The following is a 19147-nucleotide window of genomic DNA, read 5'->3' as shown; positions in this document are numbered from 1 at the left end:
CTATGGCGAATCGATCCCGGAGAGTGGTGCCCGCAGGGCTCGTGCTCGTCCTAGCCCTCGTGATGGCGGGCTGCAACGCGAACTCGCAGTCCACCGAGTCGACGAAGGGCAAGAACACGACGGCGCTCGAGTCCGTGCCCCAGGGCGGGACCCTGCACTACCTCTCGCGGCGCGCGACCGAGTCCTTTGAGAGCGCCAGCGCGCAGATGGTGCCGACCAGTCGGCTGCGGTGGGTGCACCGTGGGCTGACGTCGTGGCAGACGTTCCCGGACAAGGACACGACCCTCGTGCCGGACCTCGCCACCAACACCGGTTCGACGGACGACGGCGGCAAGACGTGGACCTTCACGCTGCAGGAGGGCCTGAAGTTCTCCGACGGCAGCCCGATCACCGCGCAGGACGTGAAGTACGGCATCGAGCGGTCGTTCGCGCCGATGTTCCAGGGTGGCCTCGGCTACCACAAGACGCTGTTGGTCGGCGGCACCGACTACGACGGCCCCTACGACGGCAAGGAGCTCGACTCCATCGAGGTCGTCAACGACCACAAGATCGTCTTCCACCTGACGCGTCCGTTCGGCAACTGGCCGTGGATCGTCAGCATGCCGGCCTTCGCGCCGGTGCCGGCCGCAGCCGACACCAAGCCGGAGACGTACGGCGAGCACCCGGTCGCCAGCGGCCCGTACAAGGTGACGAGCTTCCGCAAGGGCTCGCAGGCGGTGCTGGAACGCAACCCGAACTGGAAGGCCGACACCGACCAGGCACGGTTCGCCGGCCCGGACAAGATCGTCCTCGACATGGGCCTGAACAACGACACGATCGTGCAGCGCCTCATCGACGACAAGGGCGAGGATCAGACCGCGATCAGCAACGCGCTCATTTCGCCGTCGCAGTTCCAGCGGATCGAGTCCGACCCGTCGATCTCCCACCGCATGGCCAACAGCCCGTCAGGCTACTTCCGTTACCTCGCCATGAACGTCAAGCGCCCTGGCCTCTCCGACGTCCGCGTGCGGCAGGCGATCAACTACGCGATCAACAAGGCCGAGCTGCAGAGCGTGTACGGCGGCCCGAAGTTCGGCGGCCAGATCACCTCGACCATCATGACGCCTGGCATCCCCGGCTACACCGAGTACAACCTGTACGACGGTGGTGACACCGGCAACGTCGACAAGGCGAAGGAACTGCTCGCCGGCGTCGGCGTCTCCAACCTGAAGCTCACGCTGACCTACCCGACCGACGTGAGCGCGATCGAGGAGAAGGAAGCCCAGAGCATCAAGAACTCGCTGGCGCGGGTCGGCATCAAGGTCGAGCTCAAGGGCCTCGATGGCGACACCTGGCACGAGCTCGTCTCGTCCGCCGACGGCAACTACGACATGACGACGAACGGCTGGGGAGCGGACTTCCCGAGCGGCATGAGCACCATCCAGCCGCTGTTCGCGTCCAGCGAGATCGGCAACGGCGGCGGCAACGCCTCGCAATACTCCAACCCCAAGGTGGACGCCGCGATCGACGCCGCGACCTCGGAGCCGGACCTCGACAAGGCCGCCAAGATGTGGGCCGCGATCGACAAGCAGATCATGGAGGACGCCCCCGTGGTGCCGATCCTCGTGCAGCACACGCAGGCCCTGGCCGGTTCGAAGATCCTGAACTACTTCATCCCCGCCTACCCCCCGTTCGCGAACGAGTTGGTCGTCGGTGTCGATCACTGAGATCCAGCAGGCGGAGGGCCGGCATACGTCGGTCCTCCGCCGCTTCCTCCGGAAGCCGTCCGGCGTCGCCGGCCTGGTCATGCTGGTCGTGCCGCTCGTCGCGGGGCTCTGCGCCCCGCTGCTCGCGCATCTCGAGGGACAGGACCCGAGCACCTTGCACACGAACCTGCTCGACCCGGACGGCGGCCGTCCGCTGGGCGCCCTCGGTGGCGTCAGCGCCGACCACTGGCTCGGCGTCGTCCCGGTGACGGGCGTCGACCTGTTCGCCCAGATCGTCTACGGCATCCGCTCGTCCCTGTTCATCGCGTTCGGGGCGAGCATCCTGTCGATCGCCTTCGCCGCCGTCCTCGGTACGGCGATTGGGTACTTCGGCGGCTGGCTCAACGCCGTTGCGGGGCGGGTGATCGACTTCATGTTCGGCTTCCCGGGCCTGATGTTCGTCATCGCGATCATGGCGATCGTGCCGCCGGAGATGCCGCGGGGCCTGGTCCTCGTGCTGGTGCTGGCCTTCTTCGGCTGGACCGTCCCGGCCCGGATCATCGGCGCCCAGGCCGGCGCCATCAACGCCCGCGCCTTCGTCGAGGCGGCGCGCGCGACTGGGGCTCCGCCCTGGCAGATCATCCGCCGCGAGATGCTGCCGCACCTCTTCGGCCTGGTCGTCGTCCTGTTCGCGATGTCGCTGCCCGGCAACGTCAGCGTCGTCGCAGGACTCTCGTTCCTCGGCGTCGGCCTGCGTGGCGACGTCCCCGACCTCGGCAAGCTGCTCTCGGACTCGCTGCCGTGGATCTACAGCGGTGCGGACGTCTGGTACATGCTCTTCCCGGGCGCCGTGGTGTTCCTGATCGTATTCGGCGCCACGCTCGCCGGAGACGCGCTCCGCGACGTCCTCGACGTGCGCACGGAGGATGCCGCATGATCGCCTACATCGCCCGCCGCATGGCCACCGCGGTGTTCATGCTCCTCGCGATCGCCTTCGTGACGATCACCCTCTTCTTCGGGGCCTCGAAGGACCCGGCCCGCGCCATGTGCGGCAAGCCGTGCCCGCCCGAGACCCGGGCCAAGGTCAGCGCCTACATGCAGACCGACCAGAGCGTGGTGTGGCAGTACACCGAGTTCGTGAAGGGCCTCTTCGTCGGCCGTACCTACGGCGAGGGCGCCCGGCAGGTGCACTGCCACGCACCGTGCTTCGGCTACTCCTTCCCGAACCGCAGCGACGTCACGACGCTCATCGCCGAGCGGCTGCCCGTCACGTTGTCGCTCGCGTTCGGTGCGGCCGTCCTGTGCCTCGTCGTGGGCATCGGCCTCGGGGCGTTGTCGGCGATACGCAAGGGCGGGATCGTCGACCGGTTCTCGACCGGCTTCGCGATGTTCGGGCTGTCGGTGCCGACCTTCCTCGTCGGTCTACTCGTCGTGCAGGTCTTCGGCTTCATGCTCAACGCGCTGCCGTACTCCGGCTTCGTGTCGTTCTCGGAGTCACCGACGGACTGGGCCTGGCACCTGATCGGCCCGTGGATGGTATTGTCGTTCATCCTCGCCGCCAGCTACATCCGGGTCACCCGCACCCAGCTCCTCAACGAGCTCTCGGCCGACCACCTTGTCGCGATGACCGCGCGCGGCGCGTCGACCCGGCAGGTGAACCGGCACGCCGTCCGCGGTGTGATGGTGCCGGTCGTGGCGATGTTCGCGCTCGACGTCACCGCTCTCCTGGGCGGGTCGGTGATCGCGGAGAGGGTGTTCAGCCTGCACGGGCTCGGCGACCTGCTGCTGTCCGGCGTGAACGAGTCCGACCTGAGCATCGTCGTCGGGGTGACGCTCTTCTCCGCCTTCCTCATCATCGTCGGCAACCTGATCGTCGACCTGCTGATGCCGCTTCTCGATCCGAGGATCCGCCGTGCGTGACCCCGTGCTCCAGGTCGAGGACCTGTCTGTCTCGTTCACCAGCGGCGGCGTCACCACCGATGTCGTCCGGGACCTGTCCATGAGGCTGGACGGCGGCCGCACGCTCGCCGTGGTCGGCGAGTCGGGGTCGGGTAAGACGATCACCGGCCGGGCGATTATGCGGCTGCTGCCGCGCGGGGCGAGCGCCCGGGGCCGGATCGTCGCCGCTGGCAGGGAGATGCTCTCCGCCGACGAGCGCGAGCTGCGCCGGGCCCGCGGCTCCGACGTGGCCATGGTGTTCCAGGACTCGATGTCCGCGCTCAGCCCGTACCTCGACATCGGCGCGCACATCGCCCAGGCGGTCCGCCTGCACGACCCATCGGTCACCCGACGCGCTGCGCGGGCCCGTGCGGTCGAGATGCTCGACCGGGTCGGCATCCCCGAGCCCGCGGACGCCGTACGCCGCTTCCCGCACGAGTTCTCTGGCGGCATGCGGCAACGCGCGGTGATCGCGATGGCCCTGGTGAACCGGCCGGCGCTCCTCATCGCCGACGAGCCGACCACCGCGCTCGACGTGACGGTGCAGGCGCAGATCCTGGCCCTGCTCCGCGAGCTCCAGCAGGAGTACGGCATGGCGATGCTCCTGATCAGTCACGACTTCGGGGTGGTGGCGAGCGCGGCGGACGACGTCCTCGTGCTGTACGCCGGGCGCCAGGCCGAGTACGGCAGCCTCCGCGACATCTTCGATCAGCCCGCCCACCCGTACACCGCCGGTCTTCGTGCTGCCACGCCGCGGCTGGACGCTCGGCTCGACTCTGGAGGGAAGCGGACCCGGCTCCGCGCCATCCCCGGCGCGCCCACGTCGCTGCGCGACGCCGGACCGGGTTGCGCCTTCGCGCCGCGCTGCGGCCTCGCGGACCAGGTCGGCGAGCGTTGTGTCGTCGAGGTACCGCTGCCCACCGTCCGCCCGACCAGCGAGGACGGCGGCCTGCACCTTGCAGCCTGCCACCTCGATCGTCTACCCGCACTGCAGGAGGTCGCCCGGTGAGCGAGCCGATCCTGGAGATGACCGACGTCAGCAAGCGCTACCGCACCGCCGGTGGCTTCGGCCGCGGGCGCAAGGGCTTCCTCGCCGTCGACGGCGTCTCGCTACACGTCGAGCGGGGCGAGGCGCTCGGCCTGGTCGGCGAGTCCGGCTCGGGCAAGTCCACGCTGGCGCGGATAGCCAACGGCCTGGTGGTGCCGACGTCCGGCACCGTCCGTACGGACGGGCAGGACGTCGCCTGCCTCGGTCGGCGAGGACTGCGGCGGCTGCGGCGCAACGTCGCCATGGTCTTCCAGGACCCGCTGGCGTCGCTGAACCCGCGGCAGACCGTGCGGCAGACGCTGGCGAACGTCTTCCGTGCGCACGGCGAGACGACGTCGACCGCCGAGCTGGTCGCGCTGCTGGAGTCGGTCGGCCTCGACGCCGACTACCTGGGGCGCTATCCGCACGAGGCGTCCGGCGGGCAACTCCAGCGCGTCGCCGTGGCGCGCGCGCTCGCCCTCAAGCCGGACCTGATCATCGCGGACGAGCCGACCTCGGCGCTCGACGTGTCGGTGCGTGCCCAGATCCTCAACCTGCTGGCCGACCTGCAGCGCGACCAGGGGATCTCGTTCCTCCACGTCAGCCACGACTTGGCGGTGATCCGGCTCTACAGCGACCGCGTCGCCGTCATGCAGCGCGGCCGCATCGTCGAGACCGGCCCGTCCGACGAGATCTTCCGCTCCCCGCAGCACTCCTGCACGCGCGCGCTGGTCGAGGCGACACCGGAGGCGGAGCTGCCGGCCTGACCTGCGGGAGCGCTGCGCGATGCCGACCAGGCCTGCCACGATCATGACCATGACTCACCGAACGACCACCCCGTCGTGAGCCGGCCGGAGGCCGACGCGACAGAGTACTGAAAGGGGACACGTGGGAACCGACCTGTTCGTCCGAAAGTTCGGGCGGGACGCAGCAGATGCGCCTGCCATCCTCATCCTGCACGGCGCCGTGGAGTCCGGCGCGTGCTACGGCGACGCCGTCGACCGCTGGTGCGGCGACTACCACATCGTGGCGCCGGACGCCCGGGGCCATGGGAAGTCACCCAGCCGCCTGCCCGAGCACGAGGGCGTGCCGTCCACCGACGTGATGGTGCAGGACGCGATCGACATCCTCAAGGACATGCTCGACGAGACCGGGCGCAAGACGCTCGTCGTCGGGCATTCCATGGGCGCGCGGATCGCCGCCTTCGTCGCCGCCGACGCCCCGTACCTCGTGGCCGGCGTCGTGCTCGAGGACCCGCCGTGGTGGGTGCCGGAGGCCGGTCCCAACCCGTGGCTCAGCGTCGAGCAGACCACCATCGATCCCTTCGACTACGCCGACACGGCGTCGGTCGAGGAGCTCATGGACATGCAGCGTGAACTCAAGCCCCACTGGGCGGAGCAGGAGCTGCGCCCGCTCGCCGAGGCGATGAAGGCCGTCCACATCGACTACATGCAGCAGCGGGTCCACGAGAAGCGCCGGATCTGGACGCCGACCGCGCGGCAGATTACGGTCGGCCCGGCCGCCGTACCGGCGCTGCTCGTCACCGGCACCGGCGACGTCATCGTCGACAAGCACTCCCGTGAGCGCCTCACGGCCGTCGCGCCCGGCTTCGACGTCGTCGTGATTGAGGGCGCCCACCACTGCGTGCGCCGCGACAAGCCGGACGAGTACCACCGGCACGTCGACGCCTTCCTCCGCGAGAGCGCCGTTGGCCGGAGCCGTCACTCGACGCTGAAGGTGTCGGACCGCGCGAGCGGGCCGTAGATCTCCGAGTCCGGCTCGGCGACTGCGGCCCGCATCGCCTCCAGCCCCGCGCGTACGACGGGGTGGCCCTGGTTGTCGCGCCGCGTCGTCATGATCACCTTGCGCAGCGGTGCGACGCCGCGCGTCGGCAGGATCGTAACCCAGTCGGCGTCGCGGGCGGAGAGCGCGGACTCCGGCACCAGGCAGATCCCCGCCTCGGCGGCGACCAGCGCCAGCGCGGCGCGGTAGTCGTCCGAGACGTGTGTGATCGGCGGGTGGAAGCCGAGCTCGGCGCACGCCTGCAGCACCATCATGCGGCACGGGTTACCGGGCGAGGGCATGATCCAACCTTCCTCGGTGAGCTGGGCGAGCCCGATGCCCTCCTCGCCGGCCAGCGGGTGGCTGTGGGGGAGGACGGCCTTGAACCGCTCGATGTAGAGCGGGAACTTCACGATGTCGGGGGAGTCGCGTTCGGGGTCGGACTCGTACTCCAGGCTGACGGTCACGTCGATGTCGCCGCGCATCAGCATCCGGTGGCTCATGTGCGCCTCCGCGTCGACGACCGTGACGTCGACGCCCGGTGCCTGGCGGCGCAGCTCGACGATGGCGGGCGCCACCAACCAGCTGATCGCCGTGGGAAAGGCGCCGATCCGGAGCTGCCCGAGGACACCGCCCGCGTGCGCGGCCAGGTCGGCCTCGGCGATCTTCAGCCGGGAGCTGATCTCTTCGGCGTGCCCGGCGAGGATGCGCCCGGCCGGCGTGAGCGCCAGCTTGCGCCCCGTGCGTACGACGAGCACGTGGCCGACCTCGCGCTCAAGCGCCGCGAGCTGCTGCGACACCGCGGACGGCGTCAGGTGCAGCGCCGCCGCAGTCGCGGTGACCGAGTCGGACAGCACGAAGGCACGCAGGATGAGGAGACGTCTGGGGTCGATCGTGGGCACGCGGGCTCCCCTCGCGAGTCGGCCGAGCGTCCGTCGCGGTGCGGGATTCGCGAGGCGGACCGGGGGACCCGATGCTAGCGGTAATGCCGGGTAGTTAAGGTTCCGGGTTGGTTGTCAAGACGGGTCCGGCGAGGACGTTTATGCTGATGGTGGCACGGTAGGTGCGTCGGTCGATGGTCGGGCCGCGGGCGTTGTACTTGGAGATCGCTCGTTTCACGGTGCGGGCGTTGATACGCAGTCGCCGGTCGGGTAGGAGGTTGTCCAGGACGAGGCGGCCGATGGTGCCGATGAGGTCGATGACGGTGTCGGCGATGATTCCGGCGGCCTGCACGATCTGGTCGCGGGCGGCGTTCAGGGCGATGGTGAAGCTGGCTCGGTCGGGGTCCAGGCTGGGGTCGTGGTTGGTGGCGTCGGTCATCGCGGTGCGCAGGATCTGGTAGGTGGCCAGCAGGGCGTAGATTTCCTGTTCGATGCCGTCTGGGGTTCGGGCGCGTAGGACCCGTCCGCCGAGGATGCTGGGCTTGATCTCCAGGTAGGCGGTTTCGATCTCCCACCTCTGGTGATAGAGCCGCAGCAGGGCGATGGCGGGGTAGTTGTCGACGTCCAGCAGGCTGGTGATCAGCCGGTAGACGCTGGTGGTCTTTCCCGTGGTGGTGGCGATGTTGATCTCGGCGTCGATGATCCGGACCGGCTGTCCACCGAACACCGACCGGTAGGAGCCGTCGTGGTAGCGGTGCAGCACTGGTAGTTTCGGCCCGCCCCGGCCGGTCTTGGCGCGGACCAGCAGGTGGGCGTGTTGGCCGGTGATGGTCTTGAGGAGGTGCCCGGCGGCGAAGTTGCGGTCTGCCAGGATCAGCACGCCTGGCCGCGGCTTCGCCAGCAGGTCGGCGGCGTAGGTGGTCTCCCCGGACGTGATCGGCCCGAACACGGCGTCGATGATCGACCAGGTGCCGCAGGCCATGATCGTCACCAGGCGCAGCATCGGATAGCTGGAACCGCCGGTGATGCCGCCACGCTGCTTGCTGAACCGGGCGAGATTCGCGGTGCTGTCCGCGACGCTCAGGGTGGTGCCGTCGATCGCGCAGACCAGTAGCCCTCGCCAGCGGACCGGCCCCGCAGTGGTTGCGGCCGGTCCGCGCAGCAGGTCGAACAACGCCCGCAACGGTGCCGGACCGACCCGGCTGCGTGCCTTGGTCAACGCGGCCTCGCTCGGGTCCGCGACCGGCAGCCCGTCCAGTCCGGCGATCAGACGCTGCCACACCTGCCGATATCCCAGTTGCGCGAACAGGCAGCCCGCCAGCAGCAGATATATCACCACCCGTGACGGCAGATCCCGGACCCGCCGCTGCATACGGCCGGTCTCAGTGAGGACCGCATCGACCATTTCGAACGGCACCTGCTGGGTCAACTCGCCCAGATGCCCCGGCGCGAACTCCTGGAACGTCGGCCCGATCCGTTCGGCCCCTGACCCGGCGCGGCTTCCCTGGGCGTCCCGCGCCGCGGGACCATCCGGTCGGTATCGATCAGATACGATATGTCGGCCGGTCGGTCATATCAAGGAGTGACGTATGGGTCGTCGACGGAGGATCACCTGGCGGTATCTCGCCGCCGCGCTGCTGGCGCTGACCATGGGAGCGGTCGTCCTGCCGGCGCCCGCGCAGGCGGTCGATTACCCCGGCGGGCGGCGCATCTACAGCGTCGCGCTCGGGGCCATCCCCGCCGCCGGCGCGCCCGCCACCGGTCCGGTCTGGGCCCGGCTGGCGACCTACTACTTCTTCGGCGACGGCACGGTGACCGAGAGCTTCTGGTACTGGAACCGGGCCACCGTCGTCGGGGCCGCCGGCACGGGCGTCCGGACGACCGGCTGCATCGGCCACGACTGCGAGGTGCGGACGGCCGCCGGGTTCCAGCCCGGTGGCGTCGTGAAGTCCCTGGGCGGCACGTACACCAACTCCGGTGACAGCATCACCATCACCTGGAGCGGGGGCGTCCAGGAAACCTGGGCGGTCAGCCAGCCCGCCAGCGACCTGGCCCGGCTCGACTTCGTCAGCTCCAACTACGGGGTCACCGTCGGCTGGGGCTTCGGCAGTTCCGCCTCGAACGACGCGTACACGCCGGTCAGCAACATCCCGCTGGCCCAGTACACCGGCCGGTACGCCGGCTATAGCGGAAGCACCGGTGCCGCCGGCCCCAGCGGGATGGACCTCCGGTCGTTCGCCCGATGCAACGGGAACTGCCTGAGCTGGCTCAGCCCCCCGACCGCCACCTGTTCGTCCTGCCCGAACGGCGCGACCTCCGCCCCGATCCGCTACTACCTCGCGGGAGCGGGCCGGCGGAACTTCTACGAGCACTGGTGCACCTGCCTGACGTCGAGCACCTGCTACACCGGTGGTTCGCACCGCAAGCCGCAGCTCCAGGTGATCGGCGACACTGGGACGTTCCACGGGTGGGTCGGCGTGGAGGCGTCCAACTCCACGGCGAACACCGGCTACTTCGCGGTGCACTTCCACGTGAACGTCTGACCGGCCGGGAGTCCACCGACACCAGCCAGTCGATGTCCCCGGCCGCGTCCGCGTCGGCCTGGACCCCGGACAGTATCCGCTCGAACGTGCCGTCGAGGGCCCACCTGCGGAAACGGGTGTAGATCGACTGCCAGGACCCGTAGCGGGCCGGCACGTCCCGCCACGCCGCCCCGGCCCTGATCTTCCACACGATCCCGTTGAGCACCCGCCGGTCATCGGCCCGGGGTCGACCACCGGTCACCGTCGAGGGTAGGTACCGCGACAGGGCTTCCCACTCGATGTCAGACAACTCGTAGCGACGACCCACGTCCTACATCCATCCGATACCAAGATCCTTTGAAGACACCGCCTAACGTCACAGCCCCTACCAGACGGTTGGATTACACGAGCCTGCCAGTCGGACAGGCCCAACCAATCGATTTTTCATAACCAGATCGTCATATACGACAGGAGAGTATTAGATCACCCGTTTTTTAGCTGATAGGCCTGGATTGAGGGTGGGTCGCTATGGCAGGGTGGCGGACGGAGCGCATCGACACGAGTCGAACCTTCAGCGCTCAATCGTTTGGCCCGTGGTGGAGTCAGCCCGTGGCCTAAATCGTTGCTTGCCTGGGAGGCGTAGATGAGGAAGTCCGTCGGTACGTTCGCCGTGATGTTGGGCATGATTGGCGTGGTGGGTGTCGCTGCGCCGGCCTCGGCGTCTGAGGAGAGGCGGCCCTCCGCGCAGCACTGCATCAGCAACCTCGACACGGGCCGGACCACGTGCGCCAGCAACCCGCAGAAGGCCCGACAGCTCAGCGACGTCGAACCCGCGGCTCTGACGATCGCCATCTTCTACGACGGCACCAGCTATACCGGGGGCACGCACACGTGGGTCCAGTCTCGTCAGTGCACCAGCACCTACGACGAAGAGTGGCAGTGGGGCGATCTCGGCGCCATTGGCTGGAACAACCGGGTCAGCTCGGTGCGCACCTACAACCTGTGCGACGTCAAGTTCTACGACGGTACGAACTTCAGCGGTGCTGTCTCAACGTGGATCGACGCGTCGGCGAACCTGGCTGCCGTCGGTACCGGCTGGAGCAACCGGGCGAGCTCCGTCAAGTTCTCGTAGACCCGCGGGCCTGTAGTCGTATCTATCCAAAAGGAATTTCAGGCTTCCGCTGCCTCTGCCCGGATCGGCCAGAGGCAGCGGAAGCTTTCGGCCCTGTCACGCCAACCCACAGCCAAAACCTGTTCGCCCGAGAGGTATAGATGATGAGGAGTTCCGCCGGTACGTTGGGGTGCTGGTAGGAACCGTGATGCCAGGGGCCAAATAGTTGATCTTCACGGGTCGCCTTGAGTGGGTGGTTGACCTGCTGTCCCGTTAGGGGATCGCCCAACCGGGGCCCCGGAGCTACTGCTGGCCCTACGCGACCAGCGCGCCAACGTGCGCACTGCCACCAACCGCGACGCCCGCTGGCTGTTCCCCGGCCGCCGCGCCGGCCAGCCCTGCGGGTGCCGAAAACCTCGTCCGCGCCCGTGGCTGCAGAAGGTGACCACGCCGGAAGGCGTGGTGCGGAACACCACCTACAACTGGGTGGGTGAGCCGCTGACCGAAACCGACGGAGCCAACAACGTCACCACGACCGAATACGACGGGCTCGGCCGGGTCGTCAAGACGAAGATGCCGGACCTGACGAACCGAACGGTCGCCTACGACGGGGCCGGCCGGGTCACCCGGGTGCAGAACTACAGCGCGACGAACGCGCTGCTCACCACCGAGACCCTGGGCTACGACGACAACAGCAGCCGGGCGCGGCCTGTCGTTGTGGGATGCGCACAGCGGGGAACGGCTGCCGTTGCCGGTTCCGGAGCAGGAGAGTCTCGGCGACATCGCAGGGGCGGTGCTGTCGGCGCGGGACGGCCGGGACGTGTTGACCGTCGTGACGGGGGCGCGCGAACTCGTGATGTTCGACGTTGCCACGCACAGGTGGGCGGCCGGATCGACGCGCACGTCAACGACTTTTCGCAGTACAGGGGACGGGTGTGGGGCGGCAAGCGCGCCCGGCCGAGGCTGGCGATGGTAGGCGGGGTGCTGGCGGTGCCGACGAGATGGGGCGTCCATCTGTGGGATCTGCCTGCCCCGGCACCTGCCCGACCGCCGTTGCCGGGGCCGGTACGTAAGCCGGTGCTGGCGTCGGTGCGGTGGGAGGGGCGGGACTGGCTGCTGACGGGCTCGGCCGAGGACGGCATGGTGGGCTTGTGGGACCTGGAGCCTCCGGCGCGGCGGTCGACGGGTCACCGGGAGCAGGTCGCCCGCCTCGACGTGGCGGAGCCCGGGGTGGTGGTCTGCGTCGATGACGGCGGAACGATCGCGGCGCGCCGGACCGGTGACGGTTCGCTGGTGACCCGGCCAACCCACACCAATGTTCGCGGCGTCGTGTCATTGGTGGCTTGGGTGGACGGGACGAGCGTGCAGGCGGCGACCGGAGCTGGCTCGCCACGTTCGTCGCATCCTTGGTTGCAGCGGTGGGACCTCGTCATGCGCGAAGAGATGCCCCCACCGATCAAGCTGGGCGTTCCGCAGGTGAGGCACGTGGGCATGGCCACCGTGCGGGGCGAGAAGGTCCTGGTGGTCGTCGATCGCGAGCTGCTGCAACTGCGGCGAGCCGCCGACGGGGCGCTCCTCGACGAGGTTTGTAAGGACCGAGGCACCTACCGGCTGGTGACAGGTCCGTCCGACGGCGGCCCGATTGCAATGGTCTCAGCGATCGACCGCCCGCCCGAGGTGTTCCGGCTGGAAGAGTTGACGGCGCCGCCCTCGTCGGTGCCCGGCCTACACGGCGGGTTCGCCGCCGCCTTGGACGGAACGCGCCTGGTCGCCGGAAGTCTCACCGAGCGGCGGACCGGGTGGCGTACCGTGTGGACCTGCGATCTGTCGGGCCACCCCCTCGGCCCGGATATCGGCGGCCCGCCGATCACCTCTATTGCGATCGCCACCTGGCCTGCAGCCTTCATCGCCCGCGCCGACGGCACCGTGTCCCTGACGGACCTTGAGTCCGGCCACGACCTGTGCCCAGTCCTCCAACTGCCAGCGGAGGCTCGCAGCATCGCCACCGCCGACGACGGGGACCTGCTCGTGGGAGTCGGCACCGATGTGGCCCGGTTCAAGCCGCCGATCCAGGCTTGGTTTTGAACCTTCTGATGACTGTTGGGGCCAGTGGCGCTTGGCGGCGGTGTGAAGTTTGACAGTCCTTGACAAGGTCAGGATGGCTACGTTCGGTAACAAGGGGGCGTGGGTTCGAAATCGACCACTTCGACAGTGCCAGGGCGCCCTGGCCGGGCCTGCCTCTGGCGGGCTTGCCGGACGCAGCGTTGCTGCAGGTGGCAAGGCTCGGCGGCGGCGGACTGCTACCGTCCACAGTCGATCATGATGTCGTCGTCGGTGCATAGCGACGGTGGGGTTACGGTATCGATCACCCCTCGGACACCAGTACGTGTAGAGATCCACGCGAGATCAACTCCCTTCGTGGGATCTTCGATTCCACCTTGTCCATCTGTGCGCACCGCCCCCCTCGGGAGTCGCTGCCACCTGCGCTGACACCACGGCATCCGCGCTGGCGGGGGCATAGGTGAGTCGCGGCAGCCCGCGCCATCGTCGGCCCGACGAGCAACTCGTCGAGGCGCTCGTACCTACCCCACTGCCGGTCGCATCGCCGGAGCCGGCGCCCCTGCCGACATTGCCCGCGCCCGCCGCCCGCAGTGGCGATGGCGTGCTGTTCGACGTGGCCCGACCCGACGCCGTCGGCCGGGTCACCGCCCGCGCGCTGCTGCGCGCGCTGGGCTGGACACCCGGCCTCGCGCTGCACGTCGACGTCGTGACCGGCGCAATCCTGATCACGCCGGCCGCTGATGGCGCGTACGTCGTGGGCTCCCGCGAGGAGTAGACACGCCTGCCCGACTCCGAGCCGCCCGCGCCCACGCCGCTGGGCGGCAGCGAGGACAAGCCAACACCAGCGCCACGAGGACGTCGTCGACGCCGGCCGCCACCACCACCGGTGGGTCTCGGCTGTGGGACACCTGGACCCAGACCCGACGACGTCAGCCCGATCTGCGGGCACCACCGCCGCGCGAAATGCGTCGGCTGCTGCCGGCGTTCGGGGAGGCATCGTCAGCCTGAGGCCTCCCCGACGCCGGCTCGTTCGCGCGCAGCGAGGATGTCCGGGACGTGCGTCTCGGCCCACTGTCGTACGGCACGCAGCGGCACCAGCAGGGAACGGCCGAGCTCGGTCAGGGCGTATTCGACGTGCGGCGGGTTGCCGCCCAGGTCGGTACGGGCGAGCAGACCGTCAGCCTCCATGGCGCGCAGCGTCTCGGTGAGGGCCTTGGGGGTGATCCCGCGGATGTGCGTTTTGAGCTCGGTGAACCGCATCGGTCCGTCCTCCAGTGCGTTGACGGCGAACACCGTCCAACGCGCCCCGATGCGGTGCAGCACAGTGCGACTCGGGCACGTCGCCGCCATGACGTTGTACGCCTTGCCCATGGGGGTCCTCTCGGTAGCGTTGAAGATACCGGTAGCAAATGTATACCGTCGCGGTCATGAGCGAGAACCTGACAGGCAAGCGGATCCTGGTCGTCGGCGGGGCCCGCGGTATCGGCGCTGAGATCGTCCGGCGCACCGGGCAGGCCGGCGCCGACGTCGTCGTCGCCACACGGTCTGGCCCCGAGGTCCAGATCGACGTCACCGACGAGACCACCATCGCGCGGGCCGCGGAGTCGCTCGGCGCCTTCGACCACGTGATCTCCACCGCGTCGGCTCACCATGACGTGCCGGTGCCCGACCTGGAACACGACAAGATCCAGGCCGCGTTCTCCGCCAAGGTCGTCGGCCCGCTGCTGCTGGCCAAGCACTTCGCCCCACGGATGCCTGCCGACGGATCGTTCCTGTTCTTCTCCGGCATTGTGGGCTGGCAGCCCAAGCCCGGCACCGTCGTCAAAGGTACTGCGAATGCTGCCCTGGCCGCGCTGGTCACCCACCTGGCCGTCGAGCTCGCGCCGCTGCGTGTCAACGCCATCGCGCCCGGTATCACCGACTCTGGCACCTGGGACCGGCTTCCGAACGAGCGTCGCCGTGCCTTGTACGACAGAGCTGCCGCGGCCTCCCTCACAGGCAGGGTCGGGACGCTCGAGGACGTCACCGACACCGCGCTGTGGCTCTTGGGTGCGGGATGGGTGACGGGCGAGACGGTCCATGTCGACGGCGGCACCCGGCACCGCTGATCCCGGCGCCACCAATACCATGGCAACCCCCATCAAAATCCAGGCACGTGCCCTCGTCCGTGCCTCCGGAGGCCCCCGCTATGCCGTCGCCCTGGCCGTGGACGCGCTCGGCACCGGCCTGCTGCGGCCCTTCCTGCTGCTCTACGGGGTGACGGTGCTGAGGCTGCCCGCGCCGGCCACCGGCATCGCCATGACCGTCGGCGCCGTCGTGGCTCTGGTATGCATGCCCGCGGTCGGCCGATGGCTGGACCGGGGCGCACGCAGCACGGTCGTGGCGGCGTCGATGCTGGTGCGGGTGCTGGGCGTGGCGCTGCTGCTGGCCACCCCGACGGGGAACGTCTGGCTGTTCGCGACAGCGGCACTCTTCCTCGGCATCGGCAACCAGGCATGGCCGGCCGCCCACGCCGCCCTCGTGGCCACGGTCGCCCACGGCCGCGAACGCGACGCCGCCCTCGCGGGAGGCCGCGCCCTGCGCAACGCCGGCCTGGGCGTGGGCGCCCTCCTCGCCACCGCATGCCTGGCGGGCGGCACCACCGCATTGCAGGCGCTGGCAGCCGCCACCGGGCTCGCCTACCTCGCCGCGGCAGCCTTGGCGTGGTCGGTCCACGTGCACGCTCATCCGGCCGCTGCCGCGGCCAAGGACCGGGACGACGAGCCCGCACCTCGGATGCGCGTGCTGCTGGCCGCCAACGTGATCTACGTCTTCTGCCTCAACGTCCCCGAAATCGCGCTCCCCCTGGTCCTGGTGACCCAGATGCACGCATCCCCGGTGTGGTCGGCAGCCATCTTCGTGGCCAACACCGTGCTGGTGGTCACCCTGCAGGTTCCGGTCACCGTCCTGATGTCCCGCTTCTCCCGGCGGACCGTGCTGGCTCTTGCCGGCGTGGTACTCGCCGCGTCCTACCTCGGCTTCCTCGCGGCCACCTCACTGGGACACGGCTGGAGTGCCCCGGCCGTCGCCACGGTGTCCGTGGTCTGCACTATCGGCGAGATCATCTATGCCGGCAGCGCCACCGCGCTCGTCACCGCCCTCGCCCCGGCCCATGTCCTGGGACGCGCCCTCGCCCGCTTCCAGCTCTCCACGGGCTTCGGCCTCGCCGTCTCCCCGGCGGTCATCACCGCTCTCGCCTCCCGCGGCTCGGCCGCCCTCTGGGGCAGCCTAGCCGCTGCGACGCTCCTCTCCGCCTCCGCCGTTGCCACCGAGAAGGATCAAGGAACGCGGCTCAGCGGTCGCTGCCGCCGGGCGCGAGCAGGCTCGTGAGCTCGGCGATCGCCTCGGAGGACGGCTCACGAAACGCGCGCGCGGCCGTTGGCCTGCCGGTAGCTTCCGGACCAAAAACAACTCCAGCGTTCACGTCCGCGCCCGGCCTGCGGCTGCTGGGGCACCTCACCACCGTCCACGTCGACCTCGACGACCACCCCGCCGACCGGGCCGTTCACCTTGTCGCGGACGACCTGGACGGCCAGCCCATCCCCGGCGGCCCAGCGGCCTGCCCGGCGGCGTCCGACCGCCGTACCGGGTGCTGCGCACCGAGCAGGGCTGGCACATCCATCAACGCGGCGGCTGGACCCAGAGGCCCTGGATCCGCTCCGGCGTCTTGCGTGACATCACCGGCCCTGACGCCGCCTGGTGGCCACTCACCCCTGGCCTGGAGTACCGGCTCACGGCCGAACAGGACGGCCGGTGGGCCGTGCACGCCCTCGCCGAGACGCCCTGCGACCTGCCCGACCCAACCACCCGCGAAGACTGCCGCTGGTCCGCTGCCCGACGACCCCGCCGGCCCCTGGACCTGACGCCGCGCCAACCGGCCGGCCGCGTAGGCGGTGAGGGGCAAGGCCGCCTTGCCCCTCACCGCCGCCCGCTCGCCGGGCTCACTCCAGGCGGGCCTGCCGCCGGTACCACAGGCCGGCCAGGAACACCGCCAGCACACCCAGCACGCCCGAGCCGACACCGCCGGCGAGTCGCACCGCCCCGGACCCGGCCCAGGAGGCGACCAACGCCACGGTGGCCACCACCGCGCAAGCGACCGCGACCGGCAACAACCCCCGCCCCGGCGGCACGAACTGGTCCGGTCGCCGCTGCACCAGCAGCACATTGCTGTCCACCGGATCCGCCTCGACCTGGTAGCCGGCCCGCTCCAACACCCGCCGGTAGCGGGCCACCGCCTCCACCTCATTCCGGGTGCCGCAGTACGACACGGCGAACGGTTCCGGCCCGTCCATGCTGGTGTTGGCGCCCTCGACTGCGAAACCGTCCAGGTGTCGCTCACCGAAGTCCCGCAACCCGGCCTGCCGCAGCACCCGCCGGACCACCTCCGCGTCCCGGTCCCGCGGCGACCCCAACGGCCGCCCACCATCGCCATACCCGTATCGAGGCCGCTCCTCATCCATGGCCGTCACCGTACCGACGTCGACGCCCCCGCCGGGCACCTCGCCGCCAGGTGGTGATTCCGGGGAATCGGTCCGGCCGGACGTCGGGGCATGGTGGCCTGTTGGCCTCGCCGTAGTTTCCGGACCAAGAACAACTCCAGCCCTAGTACGGCAGCCGCCGTGCGGGATCATGGTTGAAGTTCGAGGTTGAGGCGTCGTGTGTAGTGGGCTTGTCTGGCTCTGGCTTGATGGCGGCGCCGCCACTGTGACCAGCGCAGACGGTGGGCGAGGTCGCGGATCGGGCGGATGATGCAGGCGTTGATCAGTCGGCGGACCTCGTTGACCGTCAGTTTGATCAGCCTTGTGTCGGCCGGGTTGTGGTCGGCGGCGTCGGCGGCGCAGATCGCCAGGACGGCGAGGGCGGCCAGGGCGAGGGTGGTGAACCGGTGCCAGGAGTCCCAGCGGCGGACCTGGTGCTGGTCGAGGCCGACCTGACCCTTGGCGGCCTGGAAGCTCTCCTCGACTGTCCAACGGATGCCCGCGACCCGCACGAGGTGGGCCAGGGTGGCCGGGCGTGAGGTCCAGCAGCGGTAGAAGGCCAGCTCACCGGTGGTGGTGTTGCGGCGAATCAGGAGGCTGTGGCGGCCGCCGTCATCGGGGTCGGCGTCGGTGTAGACATCATCGAGCCAGGCCCAGTCGTAGAAGCGTGGCCCTTTCGACCCGGCTCCAGCGCTGCGGCGCTGCCACGCCGAGGCCGGTAGCTCGGCGGCGACCCGGTCGGCCCGAACCCGGGTCTTGCCGCCGTCGAGTGGGACCAGGTGACTACGGGACACGGCCAGGACGTAGCCCAGGCGGTGTTCGCGCAGGTGGGCGCGGAAGACGCTGCTGTTGCCGTAGGCCTCGTCCGCGGCCGCCCACCCGGCCGGAACGCCGGCGTCGAGGGCCGTGGTGATCATGTTGGCGGCCAACTCGGGTTTCGTGGCGAAGGCGACCGCGTCGGGGACTCCGGCAGCCTGGCAACGGTCCCGGTCATCGGTCCAGGACACCGGTAGGTAGACCCTGCGGTCGATCAGCGTGTGCCCATGCCGGCTGGCATAGCCGCAGAACACCCCCACCTGCGCGTTCTCGATCCTGCCGGCGGTGCCCGTGTACTGGCGTTGCACCCCGACCGAGTGAACGCCCTTCTTCAGGTCCCCGGTTTCGTCGACGACCAGCACCGCGTCCGGTCACCGAACCGGCCCACGACCACCGCCCGCACATCGTCGCGGACCGCGTCGGCGTCCCACACCGCCCGAGACAACAACTTCTGCATCGCGTCCGGCCGGGCGTGTCCGGCCTGCTCCGCCAACTGCCAGCACGTCTTGACCTCGATATCGGCCAGCAGGCCGGTCACGAACGCCGCCGCCGACCGCCGCGGCTCGACCCGCCCGAACCGTCCCGCGAACGCATCACACACCCCGGCCAGGACCTGCCGCCACCGGACAGGGTTTGCGCTGTGACACGCGGCCACCGCCAGATCTGAAGTTATGTCCACAGCAGACAGACGATCACGCGGTGGCCGCACCTCGTCTACCCGGCCCCACCAGCAACATCTCAAACGGCGGCTGCCGTACTAACAAACCGTAATCAAACCGGACCGGACACTTCCGAACAACGCCGGGG

The 19147-nt window shown here is 69.6% G+C and carries 16 protein-coding genes and 2 pseudogenes; 12 read left to right on the top strand and 6 right to left on the bottom strand.

Annotated features, from left to right (window positions below):
* Positions 1 to 26: 26 nt before the first annotated feature.
* The 6 genes from OG617_RS02215 (at position 27) to OG617_RS02190 (ending at position 6414) form a co-directional block, all read left to right on the top strand.
* Positions 27 to 1706 carry an ABC transporter substrate-binding protein gene (locus OG617_RS02215; RefSeq protein WP_405098244.1) on the top strand — a complete coding sequence of 560 codons (1680 nt, stop codon included), beginning with the start codon at positions 27 to 29 and terminating at the stop codon, positions 1704 to 1706.
* Positions 1693 to 2622, top strand: coding sequence for an ABC transporter permease (locus tag OG617_RS02210; RefSeq protein WP_405098242.1), 930 nt, complete (start codon positions 1693 to 1695; stop codon positions 2620 to 2622). The genes OG617_RS02215 and OG617_RS02210 overlap by 14 nt, the downstream gene beginning before the upstream one ends.
* Entirely contained in the window at positions 2619 to 3605 is a 987-nt protein-coding gene (locus OG617_RS02205; protein ID WP_405098240.1) for an ABC transporter permease, read from the top strand. Before OG617_RS02210 ends, OG617_RS02205 begins: the two co-directional genes overlap by 4 nt.
* Positions 3598 to 4632, top strand: a complete 1035-nt coding sequence (locus OG617_RS02200) for an ABC transporter ATP-binding protein (protein WP_405098238.1) — start codon at positions 3598 to 3600, stop codon at positions 4630 to 4632. The genes OG617_RS02205 and OG617_RS02200 overlap by 8 nt, the downstream gene beginning before the upstream one ends.
* Entirely contained in the window at positions 4629 to 5417 is a 789-nt protein-coding gene (locus OG617_RS02195; RefSeq protein ID WP_405098236.1) for an ATP-binding cassette domain-containing protein, read from the top strand. Before OG617_RS02200 ends, OG617_RS02195 begins: the two co-directional genes overlap by 4 nt.
* A gap of 121 nt (positions 5418 to 5538) precedes the next feature.
* Positions 5539 to 6414, top strand: a complete 876-nt coding sequence (locus OG617_RS02190) for an alpha/beta fold hydrolase (protein ID WP_405098234.1) — start codon at positions 5539 to 5541, stop codon at positions 6412 to 6414.
* Here the strand turns inward: OG617_RS02190 and OG617_RS02185 are convergent.
* Positions 6372 to 7334 (bottom strand): LysR family transcriptional regulator, encoded by a 963-nt coding sequence (locus OG617_RS02185; RefSeq protein WP_405098232.1) that lies wholly within the window; start codon positions 7332 to 7334, stop codon positions 6372 to 6374. The two genes, OG617_RS02190 and OG617_RS02185, sit on opposite strands and share 43 nt — an antisense overlap.
* Before the next feature lie 94 nt (positions 7335 to 7428).
* Positions 7429 to 8787, bottom strand: coding sequence for an IS4 family transposase (locus tag OG617_RS02180; protein WP_405104075.1), 1359 nt, complete (start codon positions 8785 to 8787; stop codon positions 7429 to 7431).
* A gap of 115 nt (positions 8788 to 8902) precedes the next feature.
* Between OG617_RS02180 and OG617_RS02175 the strand changes: the two genes are divergently transcribed.
* A complete protein-coding gene (locus OG617_RS02175; protein WP_405098230.1) occupies positions 8903 to 9856 on the top strand; it encodes a hypothetical protein in 954 nt (317 codons plus the stop codon).
* A gap of 85 nt (positions 9857 to 9941) precedes the next feature.
* Here OG617_RS02175 and OG617_RS02170 read toward each other — a convergent pair.
* Positions 9942 to 10163: pseudogene (locus OG617_RS02170) on the bottom strand (transposase); the annotation flags it as partial.
* A gap of 315 nt (positions 10164 to 10478) precedes the next feature.
* Between OG617_RS02170 and OG617_RS02165 the strand changes: the two are divergent.
* The 3 genes from OG617_RS02165 to OG617_RS02155 all read left to right on the top strand — a co-directional run bounded on the left by OG617_RS02165 (position 10479) and on the right by OG617_RS02155 (position 13782).
* Complete coding sequence (locus tag OG617_RS02165; RefSeq protein WP_405098229.1) at positions 10479 to 10967, top strand: hypothetical protein; 489 nt, start codon at positions 10479 to 10481, stop codon at positions 10965 to 10967.
* Positions 10968 to 11282: 315 nt separating this feature from the next.
* Positions 11283 to 13031: a hypothetical protein gene (locus OG617_RS02160; RefSeq protein WP_405098227.1), complete on the top strand. Its 1749-nt coding sequence runs from the start codon at positions 11283 to 11285 to the stop codon at positions 13029 to 13031.
* A gap of 436 nt (positions 13032 to 13467) precedes the next feature.
* Positions 13468 to 13782 carry a hypothetical protein gene (locus OG617_RS02155; protein ID WP_405098225.1) on the top strand — a complete coding sequence of 105 codons (315 nt, stop codon included), beginning with the start codon at positions 13468 to 13470 and terminating at the stop codon, positions 13780 to 13782.
* 224 nt (positions 13783 to 14006) lie between these two features.
* On the opposite strand, the gene OG617_RS02150 is transcribed toward OG617_RS02155, so the two are convergent.
* Positions 14007 to 14378, bottom strand: coding sequence for a winged helix-turn-helix transcriptional regulator (locus tag OG617_RS02150; RefSeq protein ID WP_405098223.1), 372 nt, complete (start codon positions 14376 to 14378; stop codon positions 14007 to 14009).
* Positions 14379 to 14434: 56 nt separating this feature from the next.
* Between OG617_RS02150 and OG617_RS02145 the strand changes: the two genes are divergently transcribed.
* Together OG617_RS02145 and OG617_RS02140 are read left to right on the top strand one after the other, a co-directional pair.
* Positions 14435 to 15115 carry an SDR family oxidoreductase gene (locus OG617_RS02145; RefSeq protein WP_405098221.1) on the top strand — a complete coding sequence of 227 codons (681 nt, stop codon included), beginning with the start codon at positions 14435 to 14437 and terminating at the stop codon, positions 15113 to 15115.
* Positions 15116 to 15134: 19 nt separating this feature from the next.
* Complete coding sequence (locus OG617_RS02140; RefSeq protein WP_405098219.1) at positions 15135 to 16376, top strand: MFS transporter; 1242 nt, start codon at positions 15135 to 15137, stop codon at positions 16374 to 16376.
* 611 nt (positions 16377 to 16987) lie between these two features.
* Here OG617_RS02140 and OG617_RS02135 read toward each other — a convergent pair.
* Both OG617_RS02135 and OG617_RS02130 read right to left on the bottom strand, forming a co-directional pair.
* Positions 16988 to 17506 (bottom strand): hypothetical protein, encoded by a 519-nt coding sequence (locus OG617_RS02135; protein WP_405098217.1) that lies wholly within the window; start codon positions 17504 to 17506, stop codon positions 16988 to 16990.
* A gap of 167 nt (positions 17507 to 17673) precedes the next feature.
* Positions 17674 to 18950: pseudogene (locus tag OG617_RS02130) on the bottom strand (IS701 family transposase).
* Positions 18951 to 19147: the final 197 nt, after the last annotated feature.

The sequence above is a fragment of the Micromonospora sp. NBC_01412 genome, from assembly GCF_045040215.1.
GTDB classification, from domain to species: domain Bacteria; phylum Actinomycetota; class Actinomycetes; order Mycobacteriales; family Micromonosporaceae; genus Micromonospora; species Micromonospora rubida.
The sequence above is the reverse complement of the archived record's forward strand: the minus strand, read 5'-3'. Positions and strand labels throughout refer to the sequence as shown.